Source organism: Pantoea sp. X-Soil-ISGK-355 (assembly GCF_059730805.1).
The window spans coordinates 1-24466 of sequence record NZ_AP035971.1; the positions used below are offsets into that span (position 1 = coordinate 1).

Below are 24466 nucleotides of genomic sequence, written 5' to 3' on the forward strand. Positions count from 1 at the left end.
CCGGTAGTTATCCAAAGAATAACCGTAGAAAGATTTTTGAGCTGTGGATAACGTGCCATTTTGATCCCAGCTTATACGGATCAGGATCACCGATCACTCACAGCTAGTGATCCTCGTCATCCTGTTGTTTCTGTTCTGCTTCTGGCACATATCCACAGACAGGCGGGATCCTAATAAGAGATCTAACAGAAAGATCATATACAGATCTAAGATCCTTTCTTTTAAAACCGGACGATCCCGCGACTTTCACCCCAGACGGAATTTGAGTAGAATCCACGCCCCAGGACGACGATCCTGCAAGTTCATCAACCGAGGTACCACTTCATGTTTTATCAGGATCCTTTTGACGTCATCGTAATTGGTGGTGGTCATGCGGGCACCGAAGCCGCAATGGCGGCAGCCCGAATGGGTCAGCAAACCCTGTTACTCACCCATAACATTGATACGCTTGGACAAATGTCCTGTAACCCGGCGATTGGTGGGATTGGCAAAGGACATTTGGTGAAGGAAGTGGATGCCCTGGGTGGTCTGATGGCCAGTGCGATTGACCAGGCGGGTATCCAGTTCAGGATACTAAACGCCAGCAAAGGTCCGGCAGTACGGGCCACCCGTGCTCAGGCAGATCGCGTGCTTTATCGGCAGGCGGTGCGTACGGCACTGGAGAATCAGCCTAATCTGATGATCTTCCAGCAGGCGGTCGACGATCTTATCGTGGAAAACGATCGTGTGGTGGGTGCCGTCACCCAGATGGGACTGAAGTTCCGCGCGAAAACCGTCGTGCTTACCGTCGGCACTTTCCTTGACGGCAAAATTCATATCGGTCTGGATAATTACAGTGGCGGTCGCGCTGGCGATCCCCCGTCCATTCCGCTGGCAAAACGACTGCGTGCGCTGCCGCTGCGGGTAAACCGCCTCAAGACCGGTACGCCACCGCGTATCGATGCGCGCACCATCGATTTTTCAGTGCTTAGCCCGCAGCACGGTGATCACCCGATGCCGGTTTTCTCGTTTATGGGTAATGCGTCCCAGCATCCGCAGCAGGTACCGTGCTGGATCACGCATACCAACGAGAAAACCCATGAGGTGATCCGTAATAACCTGGATCGCAGCCCGATGTATGCCGGGATCATCGAGGGGATCGGTCCACGCTACTGCCCGTCGATCGAAGACAAAGTGATGCGCTTTGCCGATCGTAACTCGCATCAGATCTTCCTGGAGCCGGAAGGGCTGACCAGTAATGAGATCTACCCGAACGGTATCTCGACCAGTCTGCCATTTGACGTACAGATTCAGATCGTCCGTTCCATGCAGGGCATGGAGAATGCGAAGATCGTGCGTCCGGGCTATGCCATCGAGTATGATTTCTTCGATCCACGCGATCTCAAACCGACGCTGGAGAGCAAATTTATTCACGGCCTGTTCTTTGCCGGCCAGATCAACGGCACAACCGGCTACGAAGAAGCGGCTGCGCAGGGGATGCTGGCAGGGCTGAACGCCGCCCGTCAGTCTGCCGATAAAGAGGGCTGGGCACCGCGTCGTGACCAGGCTTATCTGGGCGTGCTGGTGGATGATCTCTGCACACTCGGTACCAAAGAGCCGTACCGGATGTTTACCTCCCGTGCTGAATACCGCCTGATGCTGCGCGAAGACAATGCCGACCTGCGTCTGACCGAAACTGGTCGTGAACTGGGTCTGGTGGATGATGCGCGCTGGGCGCGTTTCAATCAGAAGCTGGAAGCGATTGAACAGGAGCGTCAGCGCCTGCGCGATATCTGGGTTCATCCGAAGTCAGAGCATGTGACGGAAGTGAACACGGTACTCAGCGCACCGCTGACGAAAGAAGCGAGCGGCGAAGATTTGCTGCGCCGTCCTGAGCTGACCTATCTGAAGCTGATGACGCTGGATGCCTTTGGTCCGGCACTGGCTGATGAGCAGGCCGCTGAGCAGGTTGAGATTCAGGTTAAATATGAAGGTTATATCGCGCGTCAGCAGGAAGAGATCGATCGCCAGCTGCGTAACGAGAACACACTGTTACCGGTGGAGCTTGATTATCGCCAGGTGAACGGCCTCTCAAATGAGGTGATCGCCAAGCTGAACGATCACAAACCGAGTTCGATTGGTCAGGCGACGCGTATCTCCGGCATCACCCCGGCGGCCATCTCAATTCTGCTTATCTATCTGAAAAAACAGGGTCTGCTGCGTAAAAGCGCCTGATCTGAAATGGGGCGAGGTGACTTGCCCCCGCTGAATGGACTTATGCTGTGATTAACTCACTCACGTCGCTGCTAAAGGCAGCCGGTATTTCCCTCTCCGATCAACAAAAACAGCAGCTGGTTGCCTATGTCGGCCTGCTGGATAAGTGGAACAAAGCCTACAATCTGACATCCGTGCGCGATCCGCAGCAGATGCTGGTTCGCCATATCCTCGACAGCATCGTGGTGGCGCCGCATCTGAAAGGCTCGCGTTTCATTGATGTGGGAACCGGGCCAGGACTGCCTGGCATTCCGCTGGCTATCGTGATGCCCGACGCGCACTTTACGCTGCTCGACAGCCTGGGCAAGCGGGTACGTTTCCTGCGTCAGGTTCAGCATGAGTTAGGACTCACTAACATTGCTCCGGTCCAGAGCCGGGTTGAGGCGTTTCCGGCTGAGCCGCCGTTTGATGGTATCGTCAGCCGTGCATTTGCCTCGCTGACCGACATGGTGAACTGGTGTCACCATCTGCCTGGCGGGGAAGGGCGCTTTTATGCGCTCAAAGGTGTCCGCCCGGACGATGAAATAGCTGAGTTACCGGCCGGCTATGTCTCCGATGCAGTGATAAAGCTGCAGGTGCCTCAGCTGGAAGGTGACCGTCATCTGGTCATTATTCGTCATCAGTAGCCCTCTGGTTTGCAGGGATTTAACGTTTCTCTGCCAGGGTTTTAATCAGGGTGTAGATGAAAAAAGTGCAGATGATGCGTTATCAATAAAAGATTTTGATTAAGCCCAGGCTGAGCGAAGGTTAAAAACGGAGACGGAAATTATCCGAAAAGCTCTGTTACATTTAACGTTTAATTCACATTCGGTTATCAGAAATATCACTTGTATAGGCGGGTCGTGGAATAAAAGTAGTCACGCCGGAAAATATATCGTGGTAATAACTTTGCGTACGTAATATCAATTTCACGATTCTCATGCACAGTTCGATGTCAATAGCGTGTTTTCTGTGAAAATAGTCCTGCCTGCCCATTTTTGTAATTTTAATTTTATGATTTTAAAGGTTTAATTTGTTTTGCAGATTGTTCTTAAATAGGCCACAGATAAAACTCAATGTCGTGTGAGTGCTTATTATGTGATCTAAAGCACGCTTTAAAAGCAAGATGCGAGTGAATTTTCAGTCAGATTCGGGTGAATCTCTGCAGGGTAATCTTTGGAAAAATAGCCCTTCGGAAAGAAATTTAAATAATTGTTCACCTTTTCGCTACTTACCGATTGAAATCGCAGGTGCGGCCCGTATAATTTGCACGGCTTTTGCTGCTTGACTCAACTGCGCAAAGGCAGTCTTATACGACACGCGACATACCCCTAACGGGGCAGGAGAGTATCAGCGTCATGTCAGTGTCTCTTTACAGTGTAAAATTCGCCCGAACGGTGCTGATGATTCAGCTGGTGACGATAGTCATCATCGGCGGACTCTTTGCTGTTAAAGATGTCACCTGGGGTGTCTCTGCTCTTGCTGGCGGAGCGGCAGCCTGGCTGCCAAACGTATTGTTTTTGTTTTTAGCCTGGCGCCTGCAGGGGCAACCCCCCGCTTCGGGACGAGTCGCGTGGAGCTTCGCTTTAGGTGAAATTGCTAAAGTGTTTGCGACCATCATTTTGCTCATTGTGGCGTTGGGTCTGTTCGGGGCGGTCTTCTGGCCGGTCGGAATAACCTGGTTATCGGTGCTGGTGGTTCAAATGCTGGCACCGGCGGTAATTAACAACAAAGGGTAAGAGGCATCATGGCTGCAGGAGAAATCTCTACTCCGCAAGAGTACATTGGTCACCACCTGACTCATCTTCAGTTGGACCTTCGTACCTTCGAGTTAGTGAATCCGCACGACGTTCCCGCGACGTTCTGGGTATTAAATATCGATTCCATGTTTTTCTCTATGGTGCTGGGAATCATCTTCCTGGTGTTGTTCCGTAGCGTGGCGAAGTCTGCTACCAGCGGTGTACCAGGGAAAATGCAGGCGGCTATCGAACTGGTTGTCGGTTTCGTTGATAGTAACGTGCGCGACATGTATCACGGTAAGAGCAAACTTATCGCCCCGCTGGCTCTGACAATTTTTGTCTGGGTCTTCCTGATGAACTTCATGGATCTGCTGCCAATCGACCTGCTGCCATATATTGGTGAGCACGTATTGGGGTTACCGGCGCTGCGCGTCGTACCATCTGCAGACGTGAACATCACGCTATCTATGGCGTTGGGCGTATTTATTTTGATTCTGTTCTACAGCATCAAAATGAAAGGCATTGGCGGCTTCACGAAAGAGCTGACGCTGCAGCCTTTTAACCACCCGATCTTCATCCCGATCAACCTGATTCTGGAAGGTGTAAGCCTTCTGTCTAAGCCTGTGTCACTGGGTTTACGACTGTTCGGTAACATGTATGCGGGTGAACTGATCTTTATCCTTATTGCCGGTCTGTTGCCGTGGTGGTCGCAGTGGGTGCTGAATGTGCCGTGGGCCATTTTCCACATCCTGATCATTTCGCTACAGGCTTTCATTTTCATGGTCCTCACGATTGTCTATCTGTCGATGGCATCTGAAGAGCATTGATTTTTTTCTCAACACTACTTTCCCTCTTGATTCCGGGTTGCAGCGTACTCCGCTGAAGCCTGGAAGATGAAGGGAGCATTTAACTGAAACAAACTGGAGACTGTCATGGAAAACCTGAATATGGATCTGCTGTACATGGCTGCCGCTGTGATGATGGGCCTGGCGGCAATCGGTGCTGCGATCGGTATCGGCATCCTCGGAGGAAAATTCCTGGAAGGCGCTGCTCGTCAGCCTGACCTGATTCCTCTGCTGCGTACGCAGTTCTTTGTTGTAATGGGTCTGGTGGATGCAATCCCGATGATCGCTGTTGGTCTGGGTCTGTACGTGATGTTTGCTGTCGCCTAAAGCCCTGTGTTCACTCAGCGCACAATGTGCAGGGGTGAACGGATTCTGCCGCTTATCACAACGATAACGGCAGAAAAGTTAAATACTCAATCTAGAGGCATTGTGCTGTGAACATTAATGCAACAATCCTCGGCCAGGCTATCGCGTTCATCCTGTTTGTCGCGTTCTGCATGAAGTACGTATGGCCGCCGCTCATGGCTGCTATCGAAAAGCGCCAGAAAGAAATTGCTGAAGGCCTTGCTTCTGCTGAACGTGCAAAGAAAGATTTGGATCTCGCGCAGGCTAATGCGACCGACCAGCTGAAAAAAGCCAAAGAAGACGCTCAGGTCATTATCGAGCAAGCGAACAAGCGTCGCGCGCAGATTCTGGACGAAGCGAAAACCGAAGCTGAAAACGAACGTAATCGCATCGTGACACAAGCGCAGGCTGAAATTGACGCCGAACGCAAACGTGCGCGTGAAGAACTGCGTAAGCAGGTTGCGTTGCTGGCTATGGCTGGCGCCGAGAAGATCATCGAACGCTCCGTGGATGAAGCTGCTAACAGCGACATCGTTGATAAACTGGTCGCTGAACTGTAAGGAGGGAGGGGCTGATGTCTGATCTGATTACTGTAGCTCGCCCCTACGCCAAAGCAGCTTTTGACTTTGCTGTTGAGCATCAAAGTATAGAACGCTGGCAACAGATGCTGGCGTTTGCCGCAGAAGTGGCTCGCAATGAACAGATGGCTGATCTTCTCTCCGGTGCATTAGCACCTGAAGCGCTGGCAGCGTCGTTTAACGCAGTCTGTGGTGATCAACTGGATGAACCCGCGCAGAACCTGATTAAGGTGATGGCGGAAAACGGACGTTTGACAGCGCTTCCGGCTGTACTGGCCCAATACATCGAACTGCGTGACGCTCATGAAGCCACCGCTGAAGTTGATGTTATCTCCGCCAGTACGCTGAGTGACGACCAGCTGAATAAAATCAGCGCCGCGATGGAAAAACGTCTGTCACGCAAAGTTAAGCTGAATTGCAAAATTGATAAGTCTGTGATGGCAGGCGTGATCATCCGTTCGGGTGATCTGGTTATTGATGGCAGCGTACGCGGCCGTCTTGACCGTCTGGCTGACGTCTTGCAGTCTTAAGGGGACTGGAGCATATGCAACTGAATTCCACCGAAATCAGCGAACTGATCAAGCAGCGCATTGCTCAGTTCAATGTCGTGAGTGAAGCTCACAACGAAGGTACGATTGTTTCTGTAAGTGACGGTATCATCCGCGTACACGGCCTGGCCGATGTCATGCAGGGTGAGATGATTGCCCTGCCGGGTAACCGTTACGCTATCGCCCTGAACCTCGAGCGTGACTCGGTTGGTGCAGTGGTGATGGGTCCTTACGCTGACCTCGCCGAAGGCATGAAGGTTAAGTGTACTGGCCGCATTCTTGAAGTACCGGTAGGCCGCGGCCTGCTGGGCCGCGTTGTGAACACCCTGGGTGCGCCAATCGACGGTAAAGGCGCAATCGACAACGACGGTTTCTCACCAGTCGAAGTGATTGCACCTGGCGTTATCGATCGTCAGTCAGTCGACCAGCCGGTTCAGACCGGTTATAAGTCGGTCGATGCGATGATTCCAATCGGCCGTGGCCAGCGTGAGCTGATCATCGGTGACCGTCAGACCGGTAAAACCGCGATGGCGATCGATGCGATCATCAACCAGCGCGATTCAGGCATCAAGTGTGTCTACGTTGCGATTGGTCAGAAAGCCTCAACCATCTCTAACGTGGTTCGTAAGCTGGAAGAGCATGGCGCACTGCAGAACACCATCGTTGTTGTGGCGTCTGCTTCTGAATCAGCTGCACTGCAGTATCTCTCTCCGTACGCAGGTTGTGCGATGGGCGAATACTTCCGTGACCGTGGTGAAGATGCGCTGATCGTATACGATGACCTCTCCAAACAGGCTATCGCTTACCGTCAAATCTCTCTGCTGCTGCGCCGTCCACCAGGCCGTGAAGCGTTCCCTGGCGACGTGTTCTATCTCCACTCCCGTCTGCTGGAACGTGCATCACGCGTAAGCGCTGATTATGTAGAACGTTTCACTAATGGCGCAGTGACAGGTAAAACCGGTTCACTGACCGCGCTGCCGATCATCGAAACTCAGGCGGGCGACGTTTCTGCGTTCGTTCCGACCAACGTAATCTCGATTACTGATGGTCAGATCTTCCTGGAATCGAACCTGTTTAACTCCGGTATTCGTCCGGCCGTTAACCCAGGTATTTCGGTATCCCGCGTAGGTGGTGCTGCACAGACCAAGATCATCAAGAAACTGTCCGGTGGTATCCGTACCGCGCTGGCACAGTATCGTGAACTGGCGGCGTTCTCGCAGTTCGCCTCTGATCTGGATGATGCTACCCGCAAACAGCTGAGCCACGGTCAGAAAGTGACCGAGCTGCTGAAGCAGAAACAGTATGCGCCGATGTCTGTCGCGCAGCAGGGTCTGGTTCTGTTCGCTGCAGAGCGTGGCTACCTGAACGACGTTGAACTGGCAAAAATTGGCAGCTTCGAAGCTGCACTGCTGGCCTTCGCCGATCGCGACCACGCTGAGCTGATGGCTGAAATCAACCAGTCGGGTAACTTTAACAACGATATCGAAGCGAAGCTGAAAGGCCTGATCGATACGTTTAAAGCAACCCAGTCCTGGTAATGTCTGGCGGCTTGTCTGAAAAGGCAGGCCGCAAGGCTTTGAGGAGAAGCTAATGGCCGGCGCAAAAGAGATACGAAGCAAGATTGGAAGCGTGAAAAACACGCAGAAGATCACCAAAGCGATGGAAATGGTCGCCGCCTCCAAGATGCGTAAAACGCAGGAACGCATGGCGGCCAGCCGTCCGTATGCAGACACCATGCGCAAAGTGATTGGTCACCTTGCGTTGGGTAATCTGGAATACAAGCACCCTTACCTGGAACAGCGCGACGTCAAGCGCGTCGGCTACCTGGTCGTTTCTACAGACCGCGGGCTTTGTGGTGGTTTGAACATTAACCTGTTCAAAAAATTACTGGCGGATATGAAGTCCTGGTCCGATAAAGGCGTGCAGAGCGATCTGTCGATTATCGGTTCAAAAGGGGCGTCATTCTTCAGTGCTGTGGGTGGCAACATTGTGGCGCAAGTCAGCGGCATGGGCGATAAACCTGCCCTGTCTGATCTGATTGGCCCGGTAAAAGTGATGTTGCAGGCTTATGATGAAGGCCGCATCGACAAACTGATGATCGTCAGTAACAAATTCAATAACACCATGTCTCAGACTCCGACCATCACCCAACTGCTGCCGTTAGCGCCAGCGGAAGGTGAAGAAGAGATGAAGGCGAAGACCTGGGATTACCTGTACGAACCCGATCCGAAAGCGCTGCTGGATACTCTGCTGCGCCGTTATGTCGAATCGCAGGTTTATCAGGGTGTGGTGGAAAATCTGGCCAGTGAGCAGGCTGCACGTATGGTGGCGATGAAAGCCGCAACCGACAACGGCGGAAATCTGATCAAAGAGCTGCAGTTGGTATACAACAAAGCTCGTCAGGCCAGCATCACCCAGGAACTTACCGAGATCGTCTCGGGGGCCTCCGCGGTTTAACCAGGTTTGGAATTAGGTAGAGGATTCAAGATGGCAACTGGAAAGATTGTCCAGATTATCGGCGCCGTTGTTGACGTCGAATTCCCTCAGGACGCGGTACCGCAAGTGTACAGCGCCCTCGAGGTAATGAATGGTGATGCGCGTCTGGTGCTGGAAGTACAGCAGCAGCTCGGCGGCGGCGTAGTGCGTACCATCGCAATGGGTACGTCTGACGGCCTGAAGCGTGGTCTGAATGTCAACGACCTGCAGAAACCGATTCAGGTTCCGGTCGGTAAAGCGACCCTGGGCCGTATCATGAACGTTCTCGGCGAGCCTATCGACATGAAAGGCGAGCTGAAAGAAGAAGATGGCAGCGCAGTAGAGATCGCCTCTATTCACCGCGCAGCGCCTTCTTATGAAGATCAGTCTAACTCGCAGGAACTGCTGGAAACCGGTATCAAGGTTATCGACCTGATGTGTCCGTTTGCCAAAGGCGGTAAAGTGGGTCTGTTCGGTGGTGCGGGTGTCGGTAAAACCGTCAACATGATGGAACTGATCCGTAACATCGCAGCTGAACACTCAGGTTACTCTGTGTTTGCTGGTGTGGGTGAGCGTACTCGTGAGGGTAACGACTTCTACCACGAAATGACTGACTCAAACGTTATCGATAAAGTTGCTCTGGTCTATGGCCAGATGAACGAGCCGCCGGGTAACCGTCTGCGCGTCGCACTGACCGGTCTGACCATGGCGGAAAAATTCCGTGATGAAGGCCGCGACGTTCTGCTGTTCATCGATAACATCTACCGTTACACCCTGGCCGGTACAGAAGTTTCTGCACTGCTGGGTCGTATGCCATCTGCGGTAGGTTACCAGCCAACGCTGGCAGAAGAGATGGGTGTGTTGCAGGAGCGTATTACCTCCACCAAGACCGGTTCAATCACTTCCGTACAGGCCGTTTACGTCCCTGCGGATGACCTGACTGACCCGTCACCAGCAACCACCTTTGCGCACTTAGACTCAACGGTAACGCTGAGCCGTCAGATCGCCTCTCTGGGTATCTACCCGGCCGTTGACCCGCTGGACTCTACCAGCCGTCAGCTGGATCCGCTGGTTGTCGGTCAGGAGCACTATGATGTTGCACGTGGCGTTCAGTCACTGCTGCAGCGTTATCAGGAACTGAAAGACATCATCGCCATCCTCGGTATGGATGAGCTGTCTGAAGAAGACAAACTGCTGGTGGCACGTGCGCGTAAGATTCAGCGCTTCCTGTCTCAGCCGTTCTTCGTTGCGGAAGTATTCACCGGTTCACCGGGTAAATACGTTACGCTGAAAGACACTATCCGTGGCTTTAAAGGCATCATGGAAGGTGAGTTTGACCACCTGCCAGAGCAGGCCTTCTACATGGTTGGTGCCATCGAAGAAGCCGTGGAAAAAGCGAAGAAACTGTAATAACGGTTTCCCGGGAGGAAGATTATGGCTATGACTTATCACCTGGATGTGGTCAGCGCAGAGGAGCAGTTGTTCTCTGGTCTGGTACAGAAAATTCAGGTGTCAGGTAGCGAAGGTGAACTGGGGATTTTCCCTGGCCATGCGCCGCTGCTGACTGCCATTAAGCCTGGAATGATCCGTATCGTGAAACAGCACGGCGAAGAGGAGTATATCTACCTCTCTGGCGGCGTGCTGGAAGTGCAACCGGGCAGCAGCACCGTTCTGGCCGATACCGCGATTCGCGGTACCGATCTGGACGAAGCGCGTGCTCTGGAAGCAAAACGCAAAGCAGAAGAGCACATGAACAGCAGCCACGGCGACGTGGACTACGCTCAGGCCTCTGCCGAGCTGGCGAAAGCCATTGCTAAACTGCGCGTGATCGAACTGACCAAAAAAGCGATGTAATCCAGCTTTATGCGTCACGAAATGCCAGCCCTCGGGCTGGCATTTTTTTTGCCTGTGGCGGCCAATCTGTCCGTCCGCCTAATTTCGGCCTGAGAAAAATGTAGTAATCTCAACCCCAAACCGTTTTACTTTCACCCGTAAAAATTCACTCAGGATAGTTATGTCTAACAGTGCGATGAGTGTGGTGATTCTTGCTGCTGGCAAGGGCACCCGTATGTATTCCGATCTGCCTAAAGTTCTGCATACGCTGGCAGGCAAACCGATGGTTCAGCACGTCATTGATGCCGCCAAAGGGCTGGGCGCACAGCAGGTACATCTGGTTTATGGTCACGGTGGCGACCGCCTGAAAGCGACCCTTACCGACAGCACGCTTAACTGGGTGCTGCAGGCTGAGCAGCTCGGCACCGGCCATGCGATGCAGCAGGCCGCGCCTGCCTTCGCCGATGATGAAGATATCATGATGCTCTATGGCGACGTGCCGCTAATCACTCAGGCGACATTACAGCGTCTGCGTGAAGCAAAACCGCAGGGCGGCATTGGCTTACTCACCGTGGTACTGGATGACCCGACCGGCTATGGCCGCATTGTGCGCGAGAACGACACCATCACCGGCATTATCGAACAGAAAGATGCCACCCCGGCGCAGCTCACCATTAAAGAGATCAACACTGGTATTCTGATCGCCAACGGCGGCGATTTAAAACGCTGGCTGTCACAGCTCACCAACAACAATGCACAGGGTGAGTATTACATCACCGATATTATCGCGCTGGCGCATCAGGAAGGTCGGGTAATCAACGCAGTCCATCCGGCACGCATCAGCGAAACCGATGGCGTAAATAACCGTCTGCAGCTGGCGACATTAGAACGCACTTACCAGGCTGAACAGGCGGAAAAACTGCTGCTGGCCGGCGTGATGCTGCGCGATCCGGCACGGTTTGATTTACGCGGGACGCTGACGCATGGACGGGATGTCGAAATCGACACCAACGTCATTATTGAAGGCCAGGTCACGCTAGGCTCGCGCGTCAAAATCGGCGCGGGCTGCATTATCAGAAACAGCGTGATTGGCGATGACTGTGAAATCAGCCCCTATACGGTGATCGAGGATGCTCATCTCTCCACCGCCTGCACCGTCGGGCCCTTTGCCCGTCTGCGTCCTGGCAGCGAGCTGGCGCACGCCGCTCACGTGGGAAACTTCGTCGAAATGAAGAAAGCGCGTCTCGGCAAGGGATCGAAAGCGGGTCACCTCTCTTATCTGGGTGATGCGGAGATTGGCGACAACGTGAACATTGGTGCAGGCACGATTACCTGCAACTATGATGGCGCGAATAAATTCAAAACCGTGATTGGCGATGACGTATTTGTCGGCTCAGATACGCAGCTGGTGGCCCCGGTCAGCGTCGCGGCAGGCGCTACCATTGCGGCAGGCACCACCCTCATGAAAGATGTGACCGAAGCCGGTCTGGTCTATAACCGTAAAGAACAGAATCACAAAGCGGACTGGCAGCGTCCGGTGAAGAAAAAATAAATTTTTAACGGCCCGCTTTATGCGGGCCGATGCAGTGCAATGCCAAAACTATAATCCCCACTCTCTACAAGGCTCGGGGAACCGGCAAAGCCGGATATCAGGTCGCATGACAACAGAAGTGGCGAAAAGCCATGTAGTCAGGAAAACATCATTATGTGTGGAATTGTTGGTGCAGTAGCACAACGCGATATCGCAGAGATTCTGCTGGAAGGTCTGCGTCGTCTTGAATATCGCGGATATGATTCGGCCGGTCTGGCCGTGGTCGATCGTCAGGGGCACGTCACGCGCCTGCGGCGGTTAGGGAAAGTGCAGAAACTGGCGGAAGCTGCTGAACAGCAGCCGCTGATTGGTGGCACCGGTATCGCGCACACGCGCTGGGCAACCCATGGCGAGCCGTCGGAAGCGAATGCGCATCCGCACGTCTCAGAGCACATCATCATCGTGCACAACGGCATCATTGAAAACCATGAGCCGCTGCGCGCTGAGATGATTGAACGCGGCTACGTCTTTGTCTCTGAAACCGACACCGAAGTGGTGGCGCATCTGGTTCACTGGGAGCAGAAGCAGGGCGGTTCGCTGCGCGAAGTCGTATTGCGCGTAATCCCACAGCTGCGCGGTGCCTATGGCATGGTCATCATGGACAGCCGCGATCCGTCACTGCTGGTGGCCGCCCGTTCCGGCAGCCCGCTGGTGATTGGCCGTGGCATGGGTGAAAACTTTATCGCCTCAGATCAGCTGGCTCTGCTGCCGGTGACCCGCCGGTTCATCTATCTGGAAGAGGGTGATATCGCCGAGATCAGCCGTCGTGATGTCACGGTAATCGACCGTGAAGGCAACACCGTGACGCGTGCTGAAATCGAGTCGAACCTGCAATATGATGCCGGTGACAAAGGCATTTACCGTCATTACATGCAGAAAGAGATCTACGAACAGCCGATGGCGCTGAAAAGCACTCTGAGCGGTCGGTTCAGCCAGGGTCAGGTTGACCTCAGCGAGCTGGGCGCGGGCGCTGAAGCGATGCTGAGTCAGGTGGAGCATATCCAGATTATCGCCTGCGGCACCTCTTATAATTCCGGCATGGTGTCACGCTACTGGTTTGAGTCGCTGGCAAATATCCCCTGTGACGTGGAGATCGCCTCTGAGTTCCGCTATCGCAAGTCAGCGGTGCGCAAAAACAGCCTGCTGATCACCCTGTCGCAGTCGGGTGAAACGGCGGATACCCTGGCAGCACTGCGTCTCTCGAAAGAGCTGGGCTACCTGGGGTCGCTGGCCGTCTGTAACGTGGCGGGTTCGTCACTGGTGCGGGAATCTGACCTGGCACTGATGACCAAAGCGGGCACCGAAATCGGCGTCGCCTCTACCAAAGCGTTTACCACCCAGTTAGCGGTGCTGCTGATGCTGGTGGCGAAACTGGGTCGTCTGAAAGGGATGTCTGCGGAGACTGAGCATGAGATCGTTCATGCCCTGCAGGCGTTGCCGAACCGGATTGAGCAGATGCTGGCGCAGGATAAGCTGATTGAGAATCTGGCAGAAGGCTTCTCTGACAAGCATCACGCGCTGTTCCTGGGTCGTGGCGATCAATACCCGATTGCCATGGAAGGGGCGCTGAAGCTCAAGGAGATCTCCTACATTCATGCGGAGGCTTACGCCGCAGGCGAGCTGAAACATGGCCCGCTGGCGCTGATTGATGCGGACATGCCGGTGATCGTAGTGGCACCTAACAACGAACTGCTGGAGAAGCTCAAATCCAACATCGAAGAGGTGCGTGCACGCGGCGGTCTGCTCTATGTGTTCGCCGATCAGGATGCAGGCTTTAGCGACAGTGACGGGATGAAGATTATCCCGTTGCCGCATGTTGAAGAGGTGATTGCGCCGATCTTCTACACCGTGCCGTTGCAGTTACTCTCCTATCACGTTGCCCTAATTAAAGGCACCGACGTCGATCAGCCACGCAACCTGGCAAAATCGGTTACCGTGGAATAACCTGGTGGGCCCCGTCGCGGGCCCACTTCATTCTGGCCCTCTGTCATATAACTGTCACATTTCGTACATTTCACTGTCATCAAACTGTCCTATTTTCCCTCCTGCAGCAATCACAGACTCTTACTAAAACGGCCCCTAGCCTGACTTTTCTCCCCTGGAGGGAATATGACACTGATGCGTAGCACCGTAGCCCGAATCCTCGCCACCACCTTCGCTGTAAGCGCGGTATCTGCTTTTGCGGCCACCGATCTCACTGGTGCAGGCGGGACGTTCCCGGCGCCGGTTTATGCCAAGTGGGCAGCAGAATATCAGCAAGCCACCGGTAGCAAAATTAACTACCAGGGCATCGGTTCATCTGGCGGCGTAAAACAGATCATCGCCAAAACCGTTGATTTCGGTGCGTCCGATGCGCCAATGAAAGATGAAGATCTGCAGAAAAATGGCCTTTTCCAGTTCCCTACCGTGATCGGTGGTGTGGTGCTGGCGGTTAACCTGCCAGGCATCAAGTCAGGCCAGCTGACGCTGGATGGTAAAACCGTCGGTGATATCTACCTCGGCACCATCAAAAAGTGGAACGACCCGGCGATCGCCAGACTCAACCCGGGCGTAAAACTGCCAGAGACCAACATCAACGTGGTGCGTCGTGCTGATGGTTCAGGCACCTCATTCGTCTTCACCAGTTACCTGGCGAAAGTGAACCCGGACTGGAACAGCAAAATTGGTAAAGGTAATACCGTTAACTGGCCGGTGGGTCTGGGCGGTAAAGGCAACGACGGCGTCGCCGCGTTTGTTCAGCGTCTGCCGGGTTCTATCGGCTACGTGGAATATGCCTACGCCAAACAGAACAACCTGACCTACACCAAACTGATCGATGCCGATGGTAAAGCGGTTGCACCAAGCGAGACCAGCTTCAGTAATGCCGCGAAAGGCGCTGACTGGAGCAAGTCTTTTGCGCAGGATCTGACCTTCCAGAAGGGCGCGGATGCCTGGCCAATCTCCTCAACCACCTTCATTCTGATCTATAAAGATCAGGCGAATGCGGCTAAGGGCGCTGAAGTGCTGAAGTTCTTCGACTGGGCTTACAAAAGCGGCAGCAAAACCGCCACAGCGCTGGATTATGCTGCGCTGCCAGAGAGCGTGACCGAGCAGATTCGCGCCGCCTGGAAAGCCAATATCAAAGACAGTTCTGGTAAAGCGCTTTATCAGTAATTGACCGACCCTGGCCGGACAGCGGTCCGGTCAGACCCAGCGGGCGGCTCATGCCGCCCTGATAACTTCTGAAGACTGAGACTTCTATGGCTGCAACGAAGCCGGCATTCAAAGCCCCAGGCAAACAAGGTGACAGAATTTTTGGCGCGCTGGTCAGGCTGGCTGCGCTGATTGTGCTGTTACTGATGGGCGGCATTATTGTCTCCCTGATCATCTCCTCGTGGCCCAGCATCCAGAAGTTTGGTTTCGCCTTTTTGTGGACCAAAACCTGGGATGCGCCCAACGAACAATTTGGCGCACTGGTTCCGATTTACGGCACCCTTGTGACCTCCATCATCGCCCTGATTATCGCCGTGCCAGTGAGTTTTGGTATTGCGCTGTTCCTGACTGAACTCGCGCCAGGCTGGCTGCGTCGCCCGCTGGGCACCGCCATTGAGCTACTGGCAGCTATCCCGAGTATCGTTTACGGCATGTGGGGCCTGTTTGTCTTCGCGCCACTGTTTGCCGAATATTTCCAGACGCCGGTTAACGACGTGATGTCGGGTATTCCGATTGTTGGCGAACTCTTCTCCGGCCCCGCTTTCGGTATCGGTATCCTCGCGGCGGGAGTGATTCTGGCGATCATGATCATCCCGTACATTGCCTCGGTGATGCGCGACGTCTTTGAGCAGACCCCGGTGATGATGAAAGAGTCAGCCTACGGCATCGGCTGCACCACCTGGGAAGTGATCTGGCGCATCGTCCTGCCATTTACCAAAAATGGTGTGATTGGTGGCGTGATGCTGGGGCTGGGTCGTGCGCTGGGTGAGACCATGGCAGTGACCTTTATTATCGGCAACACCTATCAGCTCGACAGCCCATCGCTGTTTATGCCGGGTAACAGCATCACCTCGGCGCTGGCCAACGAGTTTGCGGAAGCGGAGTCGGGCGTGCATGTCGCCGCGCTGATGGAGCTGGGCCTGATCCTGTTTGTGATTACCTTTATCGTGCTGGCGATTTCAAAGCTGATGATTATGCGACTGCAGAAAAGTGAAGGAACGCGCTCATGACCACGATTGAAATTCAGGCGCGCGCCGAACTGGACGCATCACGTCGTAAAATGCAGTCCTGGCGCAGCACGAAAAATAAAATTGCGCTGACGCTGTCGCTGCTGACCATGGCGTTTGGTCTGTTCTGGCTGGTGTGGATACTGTTCACCACCGTCACGCGCGGTGTGGATGGACTCTCCTGGTCCCTGTTCACCGAATCAACGCCACCGCCAAATACCGCAGGCGGCGGTCTGGCGAACGCCCTGGCCGGCAGTGGATTGCTGATTTTCTGGTCGACCTTTTTCGGCACACCGCTGGGCATCATGGCTGGGATCTATCTGGCGGAATATGGGCGCAAGTCTGCCCTGTCAGAAGTGATCCGCTTTATTAACGACATTCTGCTTTCAGCCCCCTCCATTGTGGTCGGCCTGTTCGTCTACACCCTGGTGGTGTCGCAGATGCAGCACTTCTCCGGCTGGGCCGGGGTGATTGCGCTGGCACTGCTGCAGGTGCCGATTGTGATTCGTACCACCGAAAATATGCTGCGGCTGGTGCCAGATAGCATGCGTGAAGCGGCTTATGCGCTTGGCACACCGAAGTGGAAGATGATCTCGGCCATCACCCTGAAAGCCTCGGTCTCCGGCATCATCACCGGCGTGCTGCTGGCGATTGCCCGCATCGCAGGGGAAACGGCGCCGCTGCTGTTTACGGCGCTGTCGAACCAGTTCTGGAGCACCGACATGATGCAGCCGCTGGCAAACCTGCCGGTCACCATCTTTAAGTTTGCCATGAGCCCGTTCGCCGAATGGCAGAGCCTGGCCTGGGCAGGTGTGCTGATCATTACCCTCTGCGTGCTGCTGCTGAACATTGTGGCGCGGGTGATTTTCGCCAAAGGTAAACACGGTTAACTTCCGGCGCGGCCCTGAGCGGCGCCGTATAAGAGAGATGAATGATGAGTAACGCGACAGCAACAGCCGATAAAATTCAGGTTCGTAATCTGAACTTCTATTACGGTAAGTTTCATGCGCTAAAGAACATTAACCTGGATATCGCTAAGAATCAGGTCACCGCGTTTATCGGCCCGTCGGGCTGTGGTAAGTCGACCCTGCTGCGTACCTTCAATAAGATGTACTCGCTCTATCCAGAGCAGCGGGCCGAAGGGGACATTCTGCTGGATGGTGAAAACATTCTGGCGACACAGCAGGATATCGCGCTGCTGCGCGCGCGCGTCGGCATGGTATTCCAGAAGCCTACGCCGTTCCCGATGTCAATTTATGACAATATCGCCTTTGGCGTGCGCCTGTTTGAAAAGCTATCGCGTGCCGATATGGATGAGCGCGTACAGTGGGCGCTGACCAAAGCAGCGCTGTGGAATGAAACCAAAGACAAGCTGCATCAGAGCGGTTACAGTCTCTCCGGCGGCCAGCAGCAGCGTCTGTGCATTGCGCGTGGCATCGCGATTCGGCCGGAAGTCTTACTGCTGGATGAGCCCTGCTCCGCACTGGATCCCATTTCCACTGGCCGCATTGAGGAGCTGATCACCGAGCTGAAGCAGGACTATACCGTGGTGATCGTGACGCACAATATGCAGCAGGCGGCACGCTGCTCTGACCATACTGCTTTCATGTATCTGGGCGAACTGATTGAGTTCAGCGACACCGACACGCTGTTCACCAAGCCCGCGCAGAAGCAAACCGAAGACTACATTACTGGCCGCTACGGCTGATCTGACAGGAGATCGACATGGATAATCTGAATCTGAATAAGCACATCTCCGGTCAGTTCAATGCCGAACTGGAGCATATCCGAACCCAGGTAATGATCATGGGCGGCATGGTCGAGCAGCAGCTGACCGATGCGATTACCGCCATGCATAATCTGGATGGTGAACTGGCGCAGCGGGTGATCGACGGCGACCAGAAGGTCAATATGATGGAAGTGGAGATTGATGAAGCCTGCGTGCGCATCATCGCCAAACGTCAGCCAACCGCGATCGATTTGCGGCTGGTGATGGCGATTATCAAAACCATTTCCGAGCTGGAGCGCATTGGCGACGTGGCAGAGAAGATCAGCCGCACGGCGCTGGAGAAATTTGGTCAGCAGCATCTTCCGCTGCTGGTGAGCCTTGAGTCGCTGGGTCGTCACACCGTGCAGATGCTGCATGATGTGCTGGACGCTTTCGCGCGGATGGATCTCAATGAGGCGATCACCATCTACCGCGAAGACAAAAAGGTGGATAAAGAGTACGAAGGTATTGTGCGCCAGTTGATGACCTACATGATGGAAGATCCGCGCACCATTCCCAGCGTGCTGACAGCATTGTTCTGCGCCCGCGCGATTGAGCGTATTGGCGATCGCTGCCAGAACATCTGCGAAATTATCTTCTATTTCGTCAAAGGTCAGGATTTCCGTCACGTTGGTGGAGACCGGCTCGATGAATTATTGTCAGGTGACGATGGCAGCAACCGCCCTTCCTGAGTAATCTTATCCCTGTGCCTGAGTGGCGCAGGGATACGCCTTTTCAATTGGTCACATCCTGAACTCTCCTTATAATTGCGGCACTTTTCTTTATGAGGTGCGCAACGATGTCCCCTTCTCCCCAATCTAAGCCGGGCGTCACGCCGGGCAAAGCGATGCTGGCTGCGGTCAGCGGTTATGCCATGGATGGATTTGACCTGCTGATACTCGGCTTTATGCTGCCGGCGATCAGTGTTTCGCTGGCGCTCAATCCCTCACAGGCGGGATCGCTGGTGACCTGGACGCTGATTGGCGCGGTTATCGGTGGCATCGTATTTGGTCATCTCAGCGACCGCTATGGTCGCATCCGCATGCTCACCGTCACGATTCTGGTCTTCTCGGTCTTTACCGGGCTGTGCGCGGTGGCGCAGGGCTACTGGGACCTGCTCGCCTGGCGAACGCTGGCGGGTGTGGGCCTGGGTGGCGAATTCGGTATTGGCATGGCGCTGATTGCCGAAGCCTGGCCTGCTGAGAAGCGTAACCGCGCATCAGCGTGGGTCGGTATCGGCTGGCAGCTCGGCGTGCTGATGGCAGCCTTTATCACGCCGCCGCTGCTGAATATCATCGGCTGGCGCGGCATGTTCCTGGTCGGATTATTACCGGCGCTGGTCTCGTTTGCTATTCGTCGCGGAATGGGCGAACCAGAGGCGTTTCAACGGCAGGTTAAACATGTGCCGTCGCTCTCGTTTCCGGCGCGCCTGAAGCTGCTGGTGCGCGACCGCGCGACCGCCAAAGCCAGTCTCGGTATTTTTATCCTTTGTTCCGTGCAGAACTTTGGTTACTACGGGCTGATGATCTGGATGCCGAGCTACCTCTCCTCCAGCTTTGGCTTCAGTCTGACGAAATCCGGCCTCTGGACTGCGGTAACGGTGGTCGGGATGACCTTTGGCATCTGGCTGTTTGGCGTGCTGGCCGACCGCTTTGCGCGCTGGAAAATCTTCCTGCTCTATCAGTTTGGTGCCGTCGTGATGGTGGTGGTGTATGCGCAGCTGCGCGACCCGAACATCATGTTATTTACCGGTGCGATCATGGGAATGTTTGTTAACGGCATGATTGGCGGCTACGGCGCGCTGATTTCCGATACCTTCCCGCCGCAGGTGCGTGCCACCGCGCAAAATGTCCTGTTCAACCTTGGGCGTGGCGTGGGTGGCTTCGGCCCGGTAGTGATTGGTCTGCTGGCGAGCCAGTTCTCGTTTACGGCGGCGATTACCCTGCTGGCGCTGATTTATCTGCTGGATATTGCGGCGACGCTGTTCCTGCTGCCGAAGAAACAGGGTCAGGAAGATACGCTGGGCGCGATTGGCTGATGCTGCCTGGAAGGTATGGCTGAGTTAGTGTCATCCCGGCCACGCCGGGTCAGTAATACCGATCATCTTTTCTGCATTAATCAACCCCCTGGCTTTTAACACCAGGGATTGATTAACAGGCGCTTTAAATTCAGAACGCCCTCGTTGTTACTTCATCAATGGCTGAAGCTGCTGATACAGAGTCGCAAAGGTCGCCCGACGCGACTGGTAATGCGCCAGCCTGACCGGATCCGGCTGGTGTCGCTGCACCAGAACCGGGGTCGGCACGGTGACCTCTGCATCCAGCGCCTGCTGTGCCAGCCTGGCGGCCCCCAGCGCCGGACCCACTTCACCGCCGTGGCAGTAATCCAGCGTCTGGCCACTGATGTCTGCCAGCATCTGACGCCACAGTGCACTGCGTGCGCCACCGCCGATCAGCATAATGCTCTCTGGCTGCACGCCACAGTCGTGCAGCGCGTCCATGCCCTCCGCCAGCGCAAACCCTACGCCTTCCAGCACCGCTCGTGCCAGCTCGGGACGACCATGCTGGTGGGTAAAGCCAAAGAAAGCGCCCCGGGCACTGGGATTGTTATGCGGCGTGCGTTCTCCGGAAAGATAGGGCAGAAACCACAGCGCGGGCACGTCATCGCGCGCGCGCTCCGCTTCAGCCAGCAGCTCAGGAACATCTTTACATCCGGTCAGCGTGGCTGCCCAGTCGAGACAGGAAGCCGCACTGAGCATCACCGACATCAGATGCCAGCGCTGCGGTAACGCATGACAGAAGCTGTGAACCGCACGTTCCGGATTGCTGAGATAGCCATCGCTCACCACGAAATAGACGCCCGAGGTGCCCAGCGACAGCATACCCTGGCCCGGTTCGGTCATGCCGACCCCAACAGCGCCCGCGGCATTGTCACCTCCGCCAGCGGCCAGCGGCACCGCGTTCATCTTCCAGCGCGTCGCCAGATCGGCATGTAATGTGCCGGTCAGGGCATTGCCTTCATAGAGTTGCGGCATCTGATCGCGGCTGAGATCGCAGGCTTGCAGCATCACATCGCTCCAGTCACGCTGCGCTACATCCAGCCACATCGTCCCTGCGGCATCGGACATATCGGTGGCGAAGTCGCCACTCAATCGCCAGCGCAGATAATCCTTGGGCAGCAGCACATGAGCAACCCGACTGAAGATGGCCGGTTCATGCTGCTGCACCCACAGCAGCTTGGGAGCCGTGAAGCCGGGCATCATCAGGTTGCCGGTAATCAAACGCGAATCCGGCACCGTCTGCTCCAGCTCGCGGCACTGCGCCTCGCTGCGCCCGTCATTCCAGAGCATGGCCGGACGTAAAATCTGGTCAGCGCTGTCGAGCAGCGTTGCACCATGCATCTGTCCACTCAGCCCGATAGCCTGAACCCTATGCAGATCCTGCTGCGCGCTCAGGGCCTGCATGGCTGAATCCAGCGCCTGCCACCAGCTTTCAGGATCCTGCTCGCTCCATAAGGGCTGCGGACGCGAAACCTGCAGCGGCGATGTTTCTGTCGCCACCACGTTGCCCTGTGCATCCATCAGCACCACTTTGACGCCAGAGGTGCCTAAATCGATCCCGATAAACATGCGCTGCTCCTGAAGGGTTAGAAATCAAACAGGTAGTGATTCACCAGATTTTCCAGCTGCTCCTGACGTCCGCTCTGATGCTTCGGATTAAGCTGCTGCTGCTGAGCATGCGCCGCCAGTGCCTCGAGTGAAAACTCACCTTTCAAAATTTGCTGGCCGAACTCACCATTCCAGCCGCTGTAGCGCTGCGCCACACGCTTATCGAGTTCACCGTCACTGATCATGCGAGCCGCCACCTTCAGCGCCAGCGCCATGGTGTCCATCGCGCCAATATGACCGTAGAAGAGATCATATTTATCGGTGCTCTGACGACGCACTTTGGCATCAAAGTTTAAGCCGCCAGTGGTAAAGCCGCCCGCCTTAAGAATTTCGTACATCACCAGCGCGTTTTCTTCCACGCTGACCGGGAACTGATCGGTATCCCAGCCGCACTGCGGATCGCCGCGGTTGGCGTCCACGGAACCAAAAATGCCCAGCGCAATGGCGGTCGCGATTTCATGATGGAACGAGTGGCCAGCCAGCGTGGCATGGTTCGCCTCGACGTTAACCTTAATCTCTTTCTCCAGCCCGAACTGTTTCAGGAAGCCATAAACCGTGGCGACATCATAGTCATACTGATGTTTGGTCGGCTCCTGCGGTTTGGGTTCGATCAGCAGTGTTCCCTGGAAGCCAGTTTTGTGTTTGTGCTCAACCACCATCTGCATAAAGCGGCCAATCTGCTCGCGCTCCTGGCGCAGATCGGTATTCAACAGTGTTTCATAGCCTTCGCGTCCGCCCCACAACACATAGTTTTCGCCGCCCAGGGTTTTGGTCGCCTGCATTGCGCTACAGACCTGCGTCGCTGCCCAGGCAAAAACTTCAGGATCGGGATTGGTGGCTGCACCCGCACCGTAGCGTGGATGGGTGAAGCAGTTGGCTGTGCCCCAAAGCAGTTTCACGCCGGTTTCCTGCTGTTTCTCCAGCAGTTTATCGGTCATGGCGGCTAAGTTTTCTTTATAGCTGCGCAGCGAATCGCCTTCCGGTGAGACATCAACGTCATGGAAGCAGTACCACGGCACATTCAGCTTGTGGAAAAACTCAAAGGCGACATCCGCTTTCATTTTTGCCTGCTGCAGCGCATCCCCGTTTTTCTGCCACGGACGATCAAAGGCACCGACACCAAACATATCCGCGCCATTCCAGCAGAAGGTGTGCCAGTAACAGGCAGCAAAGCGCAGATGCCCGGCCATGGTCTTGCCGAGGATGACCTCATCGGGATTGTAGTGGCGGAAAGCGAGAGGATGCGTCGACTGGGTGCCTTCATAACGAACCCGATCGATCTGATCGAAATAAGCGTGCATGGTTTGCTCCTTAGCATCAGTACCCGGATGGTCTGCGTTGAAGCAATATTCAATATGGGCTGTAATCTCAGCTCAATTACGATATTTCATTACGGGTGTCAGATAATTGTTATTTGTGCGCTGGCTCGCAAAATATTGTTATTCACCTGCCTTTTTATCATTGTCACTCTTTTGTCCGAAAAAGATGAAACCTCGATCGCGCTCATAAAAAATGAAATAAACCAAAAAACGTAATAGCCGGATAAAAATCAGTAATTGCTGTGACCGGAAAATAAGGGCAACAATTCATCCGCCTGGTTTATCGGCCTGCGATAACAATAGCCTCCACCTACAGGATGATCACTATGAAGATGAAATATGCACTGTTTGCCGCCTGCGCGGCGCTGGCGCTCTTCAGCCAGACCAGCGTGGCAAAAGAAGTGAAGATCGGCATGGCAATTGACGATTTGCGCCTCGAGCGCTGGCAGAAAGACCGCGATATTTTCGTTAAACAGGCGGAGACGCTGGGCGCTAAGGTGTTTGTTCAGTCGGCGAACGGCAACGAGGAAACACAGATGTCGCAGATTGAAAATATGATCAATCGCGGTGTCGATGTGCTGGTGATTATTCCCTACAACGGTCAGGTGTTGAGTAATGTTGTCGCTGAAGCGAAACGTGAAGGCATTAAAGTGCTGGCCTATGACCGAATGATAAATAACGCCGATATCGATTTTTATATTTCGTTCGATAATGAAAAAGTGGGCGAGTTGCAGGCCGAAAGCATTGTGAAACAGGTGCCTAAGGGCAACTATTTTCTAATGGGCGGATCGCCGGTGGATAATAACGCCCGCCTGTTCCGCGCCGGACAGATGAAAGTGTTAAAACCTTATATCGATAACGGCAGCATTAAAATTGTCGGCGATCAATGGGTCGATGCCTGGCTGCCGGAAAACGCCCTGAAAATTATGGAAAATGCCCTGACTGCCAACGGCAACCATATTGATGCGGTGGTGGCCTCTAACGATGCCACTGCAGGCGGTGCGATTCAGGCCCTGAGTGCGCAGGGGCTGGCCGGAAAAGTGGCCATCTCCGGACAGGATGCCGATCTGGCCGCGATTAAGCGTATCAAAGCGGGCACCCAGACCATGACGGTGTACAAACCGATCACCGAGCTGGCCACTGAAGCGGCGAAAATTGCGGTCGAGCTGGGCGAGGGCAAAATGCCCGCCAGCAACAGCAAGCTGAATAATGGCCTGAAAGATGTACCGTCGCGACTGCTGAAGCCGATTCCGGTCAACAAAGACAATATCGAAAGCACCGTGGTGAAAGACGGTTTCCACAAACAGAGCGAACTCTGACCGCGCAT

22 protein-coding genes are annotated in these 24466 nt (G+C 54.6%); 20 read left to right on the top strand and 2 right to left on the bottom strand.

Annotation, left to right across the window (positions count from 1 at the left end):
* Window positions 1-324 precede the first annotated feature (324 nt).
* The 19 genes from mnmG to AC6I8J_RS00095 all read left to right on the top strand — a co-directional run bounded on the left by mnmG (window position 325) and on the right by AC6I8J_RS00095 (window position 20191).
* A complete protein-coding gene (mnmG, locus tag AC6I8J_RS00005) occupies window positions 325-2214 on the top strand; it encodes a tRNA uridine-5-carboxymethylaminomethyl(34) synthesis enzyme MnmG (RefSeq protein WP_161733306.1) in 1890 nt (629 codons plus the stop codon).
* Window positions 2215-2261: 47 nt separating this feature from the next.
* Window positions 2262-2879, top strand: a complete 618-nt coding sequence (rsmG, locus tag AC6I8J_RS00010) for a 16S rRNA (guanine(527)-N(7))-methyltransferase RsmG (RefSeq protein WP_285086935.1) — start codon at window positions 2262-2264, stop codon at window positions 2877-2879.
* 711 nt (window positions 2880-3590) lie between these two features.
* The gene (atpI, locus tag AC6I8J_RS00015) at window positions 3591-3971 is read left to right on the top strand and encodes a F0F1 ATP synthase subunit I (protein ID WP_013359561.1); all 381 of its coding nucleotides are present in this window, start codon (window positions 3591-3593) and stop codon (window positions 3969-3971) included.
* Window positions 3972-3979: 8 nt separating this feature from the next.
* Window positions 3980-4798 carry a F0F1 ATP synthase subunit A gene (gene atpB, locus AC6I8J_RS00020; protein WP_161733302.1) on the top strand — a complete coding sequence of 273 codons (819 nt, stop codon included), beginning with the start codon at window positions 3980-3982 and terminating at the stop codon, window positions 4796-4798.
* A gap of 105 nt (window positions 4799-4903) precedes the next feature.
* Window positions 4904-5143 carry a F0F1 ATP synthase subunit C gene (gene atpE, locus AC6I8J_RS00025; RefSeq protein WP_003849523.1) on the top strand — a complete coding sequence of 80 codons (240 nt, stop codon included), beginning with the start codon at window positions 4904-4906 and terminating at the stop codon, window positions 5141-5143.
* Between the two features lie 107 nt (window positions 5144-5250).
* Complete coding sequence (atpF, locus tag AC6I8J_RS00030; RefSeq protein WP_003849528.1) at window positions 5251-5721, top strand: F0F1 ATP synthase subunit B; 471 nt, start codon at window positions 5251-5253, stop codon at window positions 5719-5721.
* A gap of 14 nt (window positions 5722-5735) precedes the next feature.
* On the top strand, window positions 5736-6269 hold the full coding sequence (gene atpH, locus AC6I8J_RS00035) for a F0F1 ATP synthase subunit delta (RefSeq protein WP_003849530.1): 534 nt from the start codon (window positions 5736-5738) through the stop codon (window positions 6267-6269).
* Window positions 6270-6283: 14 nt separating this feature from the next.
* Window positions 6284-7825, top strand: a complete 1542-nt coding sequence (atpA, locus tag AC6I8J_RS00040; RefSeq protein ID WP_003849532.1) for a F0F1 ATP synthase subunit alpha — start codon at window positions 6284-6286, stop codon at window positions 7823-7825.
* 52 nt (window positions 7826-7877) lie between these two features.
* Entirely contained in the window at window positions 7878-8744 is an 867-nt protein-coding gene (atpG, locus tag AC6I8J_RS00045) for a F0F1 ATP synthase subunit gamma (protein ID WP_003849534.1), read from the top strand.
* 30 nt (window positions 8745-8774) lie between these two features.
* On the top strand, window positions 8775-10172 hold the full coding sequence (gene atpD / locus AC6I8J_RS00050; protein WP_008926373.1) for a F0F1 ATP synthase subunit beta: 1398 nt from the start codon (window positions 8775-8777) through the stop codon (window positions 10170-10172).
* 24 nt (window positions 10173-10196) lie between these two features.
* A complete protein-coding gene (locus AC6I8J_RS00055) occupies window positions 10197-10616 on the top strand; it encodes a F0F1 ATP synthase subunit epsilon (protein WP_008926374.1) in 420 nt (139 codons plus the stop codon).
* A 160-nt stretch (window positions 10617-10776) separates the two neighbouring features.
* Complete coding sequence (glmU, locus tag AC6I8J_RS00060) at window positions 10777-12147, top strand: bifunctional UDP-N-acetylglucosamine diphosphorylase/glucosamine-1-phosphate N-acetyltransferase GlmU (protein WP_161733299.1); 1371 nt, start codon at window positions 10777-10779, stop codon at window positions 12145-12147.
* Window positions 12148-12300: 153 nt separating this feature from the next.
* The gene (glmS, locus tag AC6I8J_RS00065; protein WP_497824976.1) at window positions 12301-14130 is read left to right on the top strand and encodes a glutamine--fructose-6-phosphate transaminase (isomerizing); all 1830 of its coding nucleotides are present in this window, start codon (window positions 12301-12303) and stop codon (window positions 14128-14130) included.
* A 165-nt stretch (window positions 14131-14295) separates the two neighbouring features.
* On the top strand, window positions 14296-15339 hold the full coding sequence (gene pstS / locus AC6I8J_RS00070) for a phosphate ABC transporter substrate-binding protein PstS (RefSeq protein WP_161733295.1): 1044 nt from the start codon (window positions 14296-14298) through the stop codon (window positions 15337-15339).
* Window positions 15340-15425: 86 nt separating this feature from the next.
* A complete protein-coding gene (pstC, locus tag AC6I8J_RS00075) occupies window positions 15426-16388 on the top strand; it encodes a phosphate ABC transporter permease PstC (RefSeq protein ID WP_222924810.1) in 963 nt (320 codons plus the stop codon).
* Window positions 16385-17275, top strand: coding sequence for a phosphate ABC transporter permease PstA (pstA, locus tag AC6I8J_RS00080; RefSeq protein ID WP_161733293.1), 891 nt, complete (start codon window positions 16385-16387; stop codon window positions 17273-17275). The genes pstC and pstA overlap by 4 nt, the downstream gene beginning before the upstream one ends.
* Before the next feature lie 44 nt (window positions 17276-17319).
* Window positions 17320-18093 (top strand): phosphate ABC transporter ATP-binding protein PstB, encoded by a 774-nt coding sequence (pstB, locus tag AC6I8J_RS00085; RefSeq protein WP_222925443.1) that lies wholly within the window; start codon window positions 17320-17322, stop codon window positions 18091-18093.
* Between the two features lie 17 nt (window positions 18094-18110).
* On the top strand, window positions 18111-18845 hold the full coding sequence (gene phoU / locus AC6I8J_RS00090; protein WP_009088225.1) for a phosphate signaling complex protein PhoU: 735 nt from the start codon (window positions 18111-18113) through the stop codon (window positions 18843-18845).
* Between the two features lie 107 nt (window positions 18846-18952).
* Window positions 18953-20191, top strand: a complete 1239-nt coding sequence (locus AC6I8J_RS00095) for an MFS transporter (protein WP_161733291.1) — start codon at window positions 18953-18955, stop codon at window positions 20189-20191.
* A gap of 147 nt (window positions 20192-20338) precedes the next feature.
* On the opposite strand, the gene xylB is transcribed toward AC6I8J_RS00095, so the two are convergent.
* Together xylB and xylA are read right to left on the bottom strand one after the other, a co-directional pair.
* Window positions 20339-21781, bottom strand: coding sequence for a xylulokinase (gene xylB / locus AC6I8J_RS00100; RefSeq protein ID WP_253420568.1), 1443 nt, complete (start codon window positions 21779-21781; stop codon window positions 20339-20341).
* 17 nt (window positions 21782-21798) lie between these two features.
* Window positions 21799-23121 (bottom strand): xylose isomerase, encoded by a 1323-nt coding sequence (gene xylA / locus AC6I8J_RS00105; RefSeq protein ID WP_161733287.1) that lies wholly within the window; start codon window positions 23119-23121, stop codon window positions 21799-21801.
* A gap of 344 nt (window positions 23122-23465) precedes the next feature.
* Between xylA and xylF the strand changes: the two genes are divergently transcribed.
* Entirely contained in the window at window positions 23466-24458 is a 993-nt protein-coding gene (xylF, locus tag AC6I8J_RS00110) for a D-xylose ABC transporter substrate-binding protein (RefSeq protein ID WP_161733285.1), read from the top strand.
* Window positions 24459-24466 lie beyond the last annotated feature (8 nt).

Excerpts from the sequence above, each read along its gene's own strand:
- mnmG (WP_161733306.1), top strand. The coding sequence starts at position 325 with ATGTTTTATCAGGATCCTTTTGACGTCATCGTAATTGGTGGTGGTCAT.
- atpI (WP_013359561.1), top strand. The coding sequence starts at position 3,591 with ATGTCAGTGTCTCTTTACAGTGTAAAATTCGCCCGAACGGTGCTGATG.
- atpB (WP_161733302.1), top strand. The coding sequence starts at position 3,980 with ATGGCTGCAGGAGAAATCTCTACTCCGCAAGAGTACATTGGTCACCAC.
- atpE (WP_003849523.1), top strand. The coding sequence starts at position 4,904 with ATGGAAAACCTGAATATGGATCTGCTGTACATGGCTGCCGCTGTGATG.
- atpH (WP_003849530.1), top strand. The coding sequence starts at position 5,736 with ATGTCTGATCTGATTACTGTAGCTCGCCCCTACGCCAAAGCAGCTTTT.
- atpA (WP_003849532.1), top strand. The coding sequence starts at position 6,284 with ATGCAACTGAATTCCACCGAAATCAGCGAACTGATCAAGCAGCGCATT.
- atpG (WP_003849534.1), top strand. The coding sequence starts at position 7,878 with ATGGCCGGCGCAAAAGAGATACGAAGCAAGATTGGAAGCGTGAAAAAC.
- atpD (WP_008926373.1), top strand. The coding sequence starts at position 8,775 with ATGGCAACTGGAAAGATTGTCCAGATTATCGGCGCCGTTGTTGACGTC.
- AC6I8J_RS00055 (WP_008926374.1), top strand. The coding sequence starts at position 10,197 with ATGGCTATGACTTATCACCTGGATGTGGTCAGCGCAGAGGAGCAGTTG.
- glmU (WP_161733299.1), top strand. The coding sequence starts at position 10,777 with ATGTCTAACAGTGCGATGAGTGTGGTGATTCTTGCTGCTGGCAAGGGC.
- glmS (WP_497824976.1), top strand. The coding sequence starts at position 12,301 with ATGTGTGGAATTGTTGGTGCAGTAGCACAACGCGATATCGCAGAGATT.
- pstS (WP_161733295.1), top strand. The coding sequence starts at position 14,296 with ATGACACTGATGCGTAGCACCGTAGCCCGAATCCTCGCCACCACCTTC.
- pstC (WP_222924810.1), top strand. The coding sequence starts at position 15,426 with ATGGCTGCAACGAAGCCGGCATTCAAAGCCCCAGGCAAACAAGGTGAC.
- pstA (WP_161733293.1), top strand. The coding sequence starts at position 16,385 with ATGACCACGATTGAAATTCAGGCGCGCGCCGAACTGGACGCATCACGT.
- pstB (WP_222925443.1), top strand. The coding sequence starts at position 17,320 with ATGAGTAACGCGACAGCAACAGCCGATAAAATTCAGGTTCGTAATCTG.
- phoU (WP_009088225.1), top strand. The coding sequence starts at position 18,111 with ATGGATAATCTGAATCTGAATAAGCACATCTCCGGTCAGTTCAATGCC.
- AC6I8J_RS00095 (WP_161733291.1), top strand. The coding sequence starts at position 18,953 with ATGTCCCCTTCTCCCCAATCTAAGCCGGGCGTCACGCCGGGCAAAGCG.
- xylB (WP_253420568.1), bottom strand. The coding sequence starts at position 21,781 with ATGTTTATCGGGATCGATTTAGGCACCTCTGGCGTCAAAGTGGTGCTG.
- xylA (WP_161733287.1), bottom strand. The coding sequence starts at position 23,121 with ATGCACGCTTATTTCGATCAGATCGATCGGGTTCGTTATGAAGGCACC.
- xylF (WP_161733285.1), top strand. The coding sequence starts at position 23,466 with ATGAAGATGAAATATGCACTGTTTGCCGCCTGCGCGGCGCTGGCGCTC.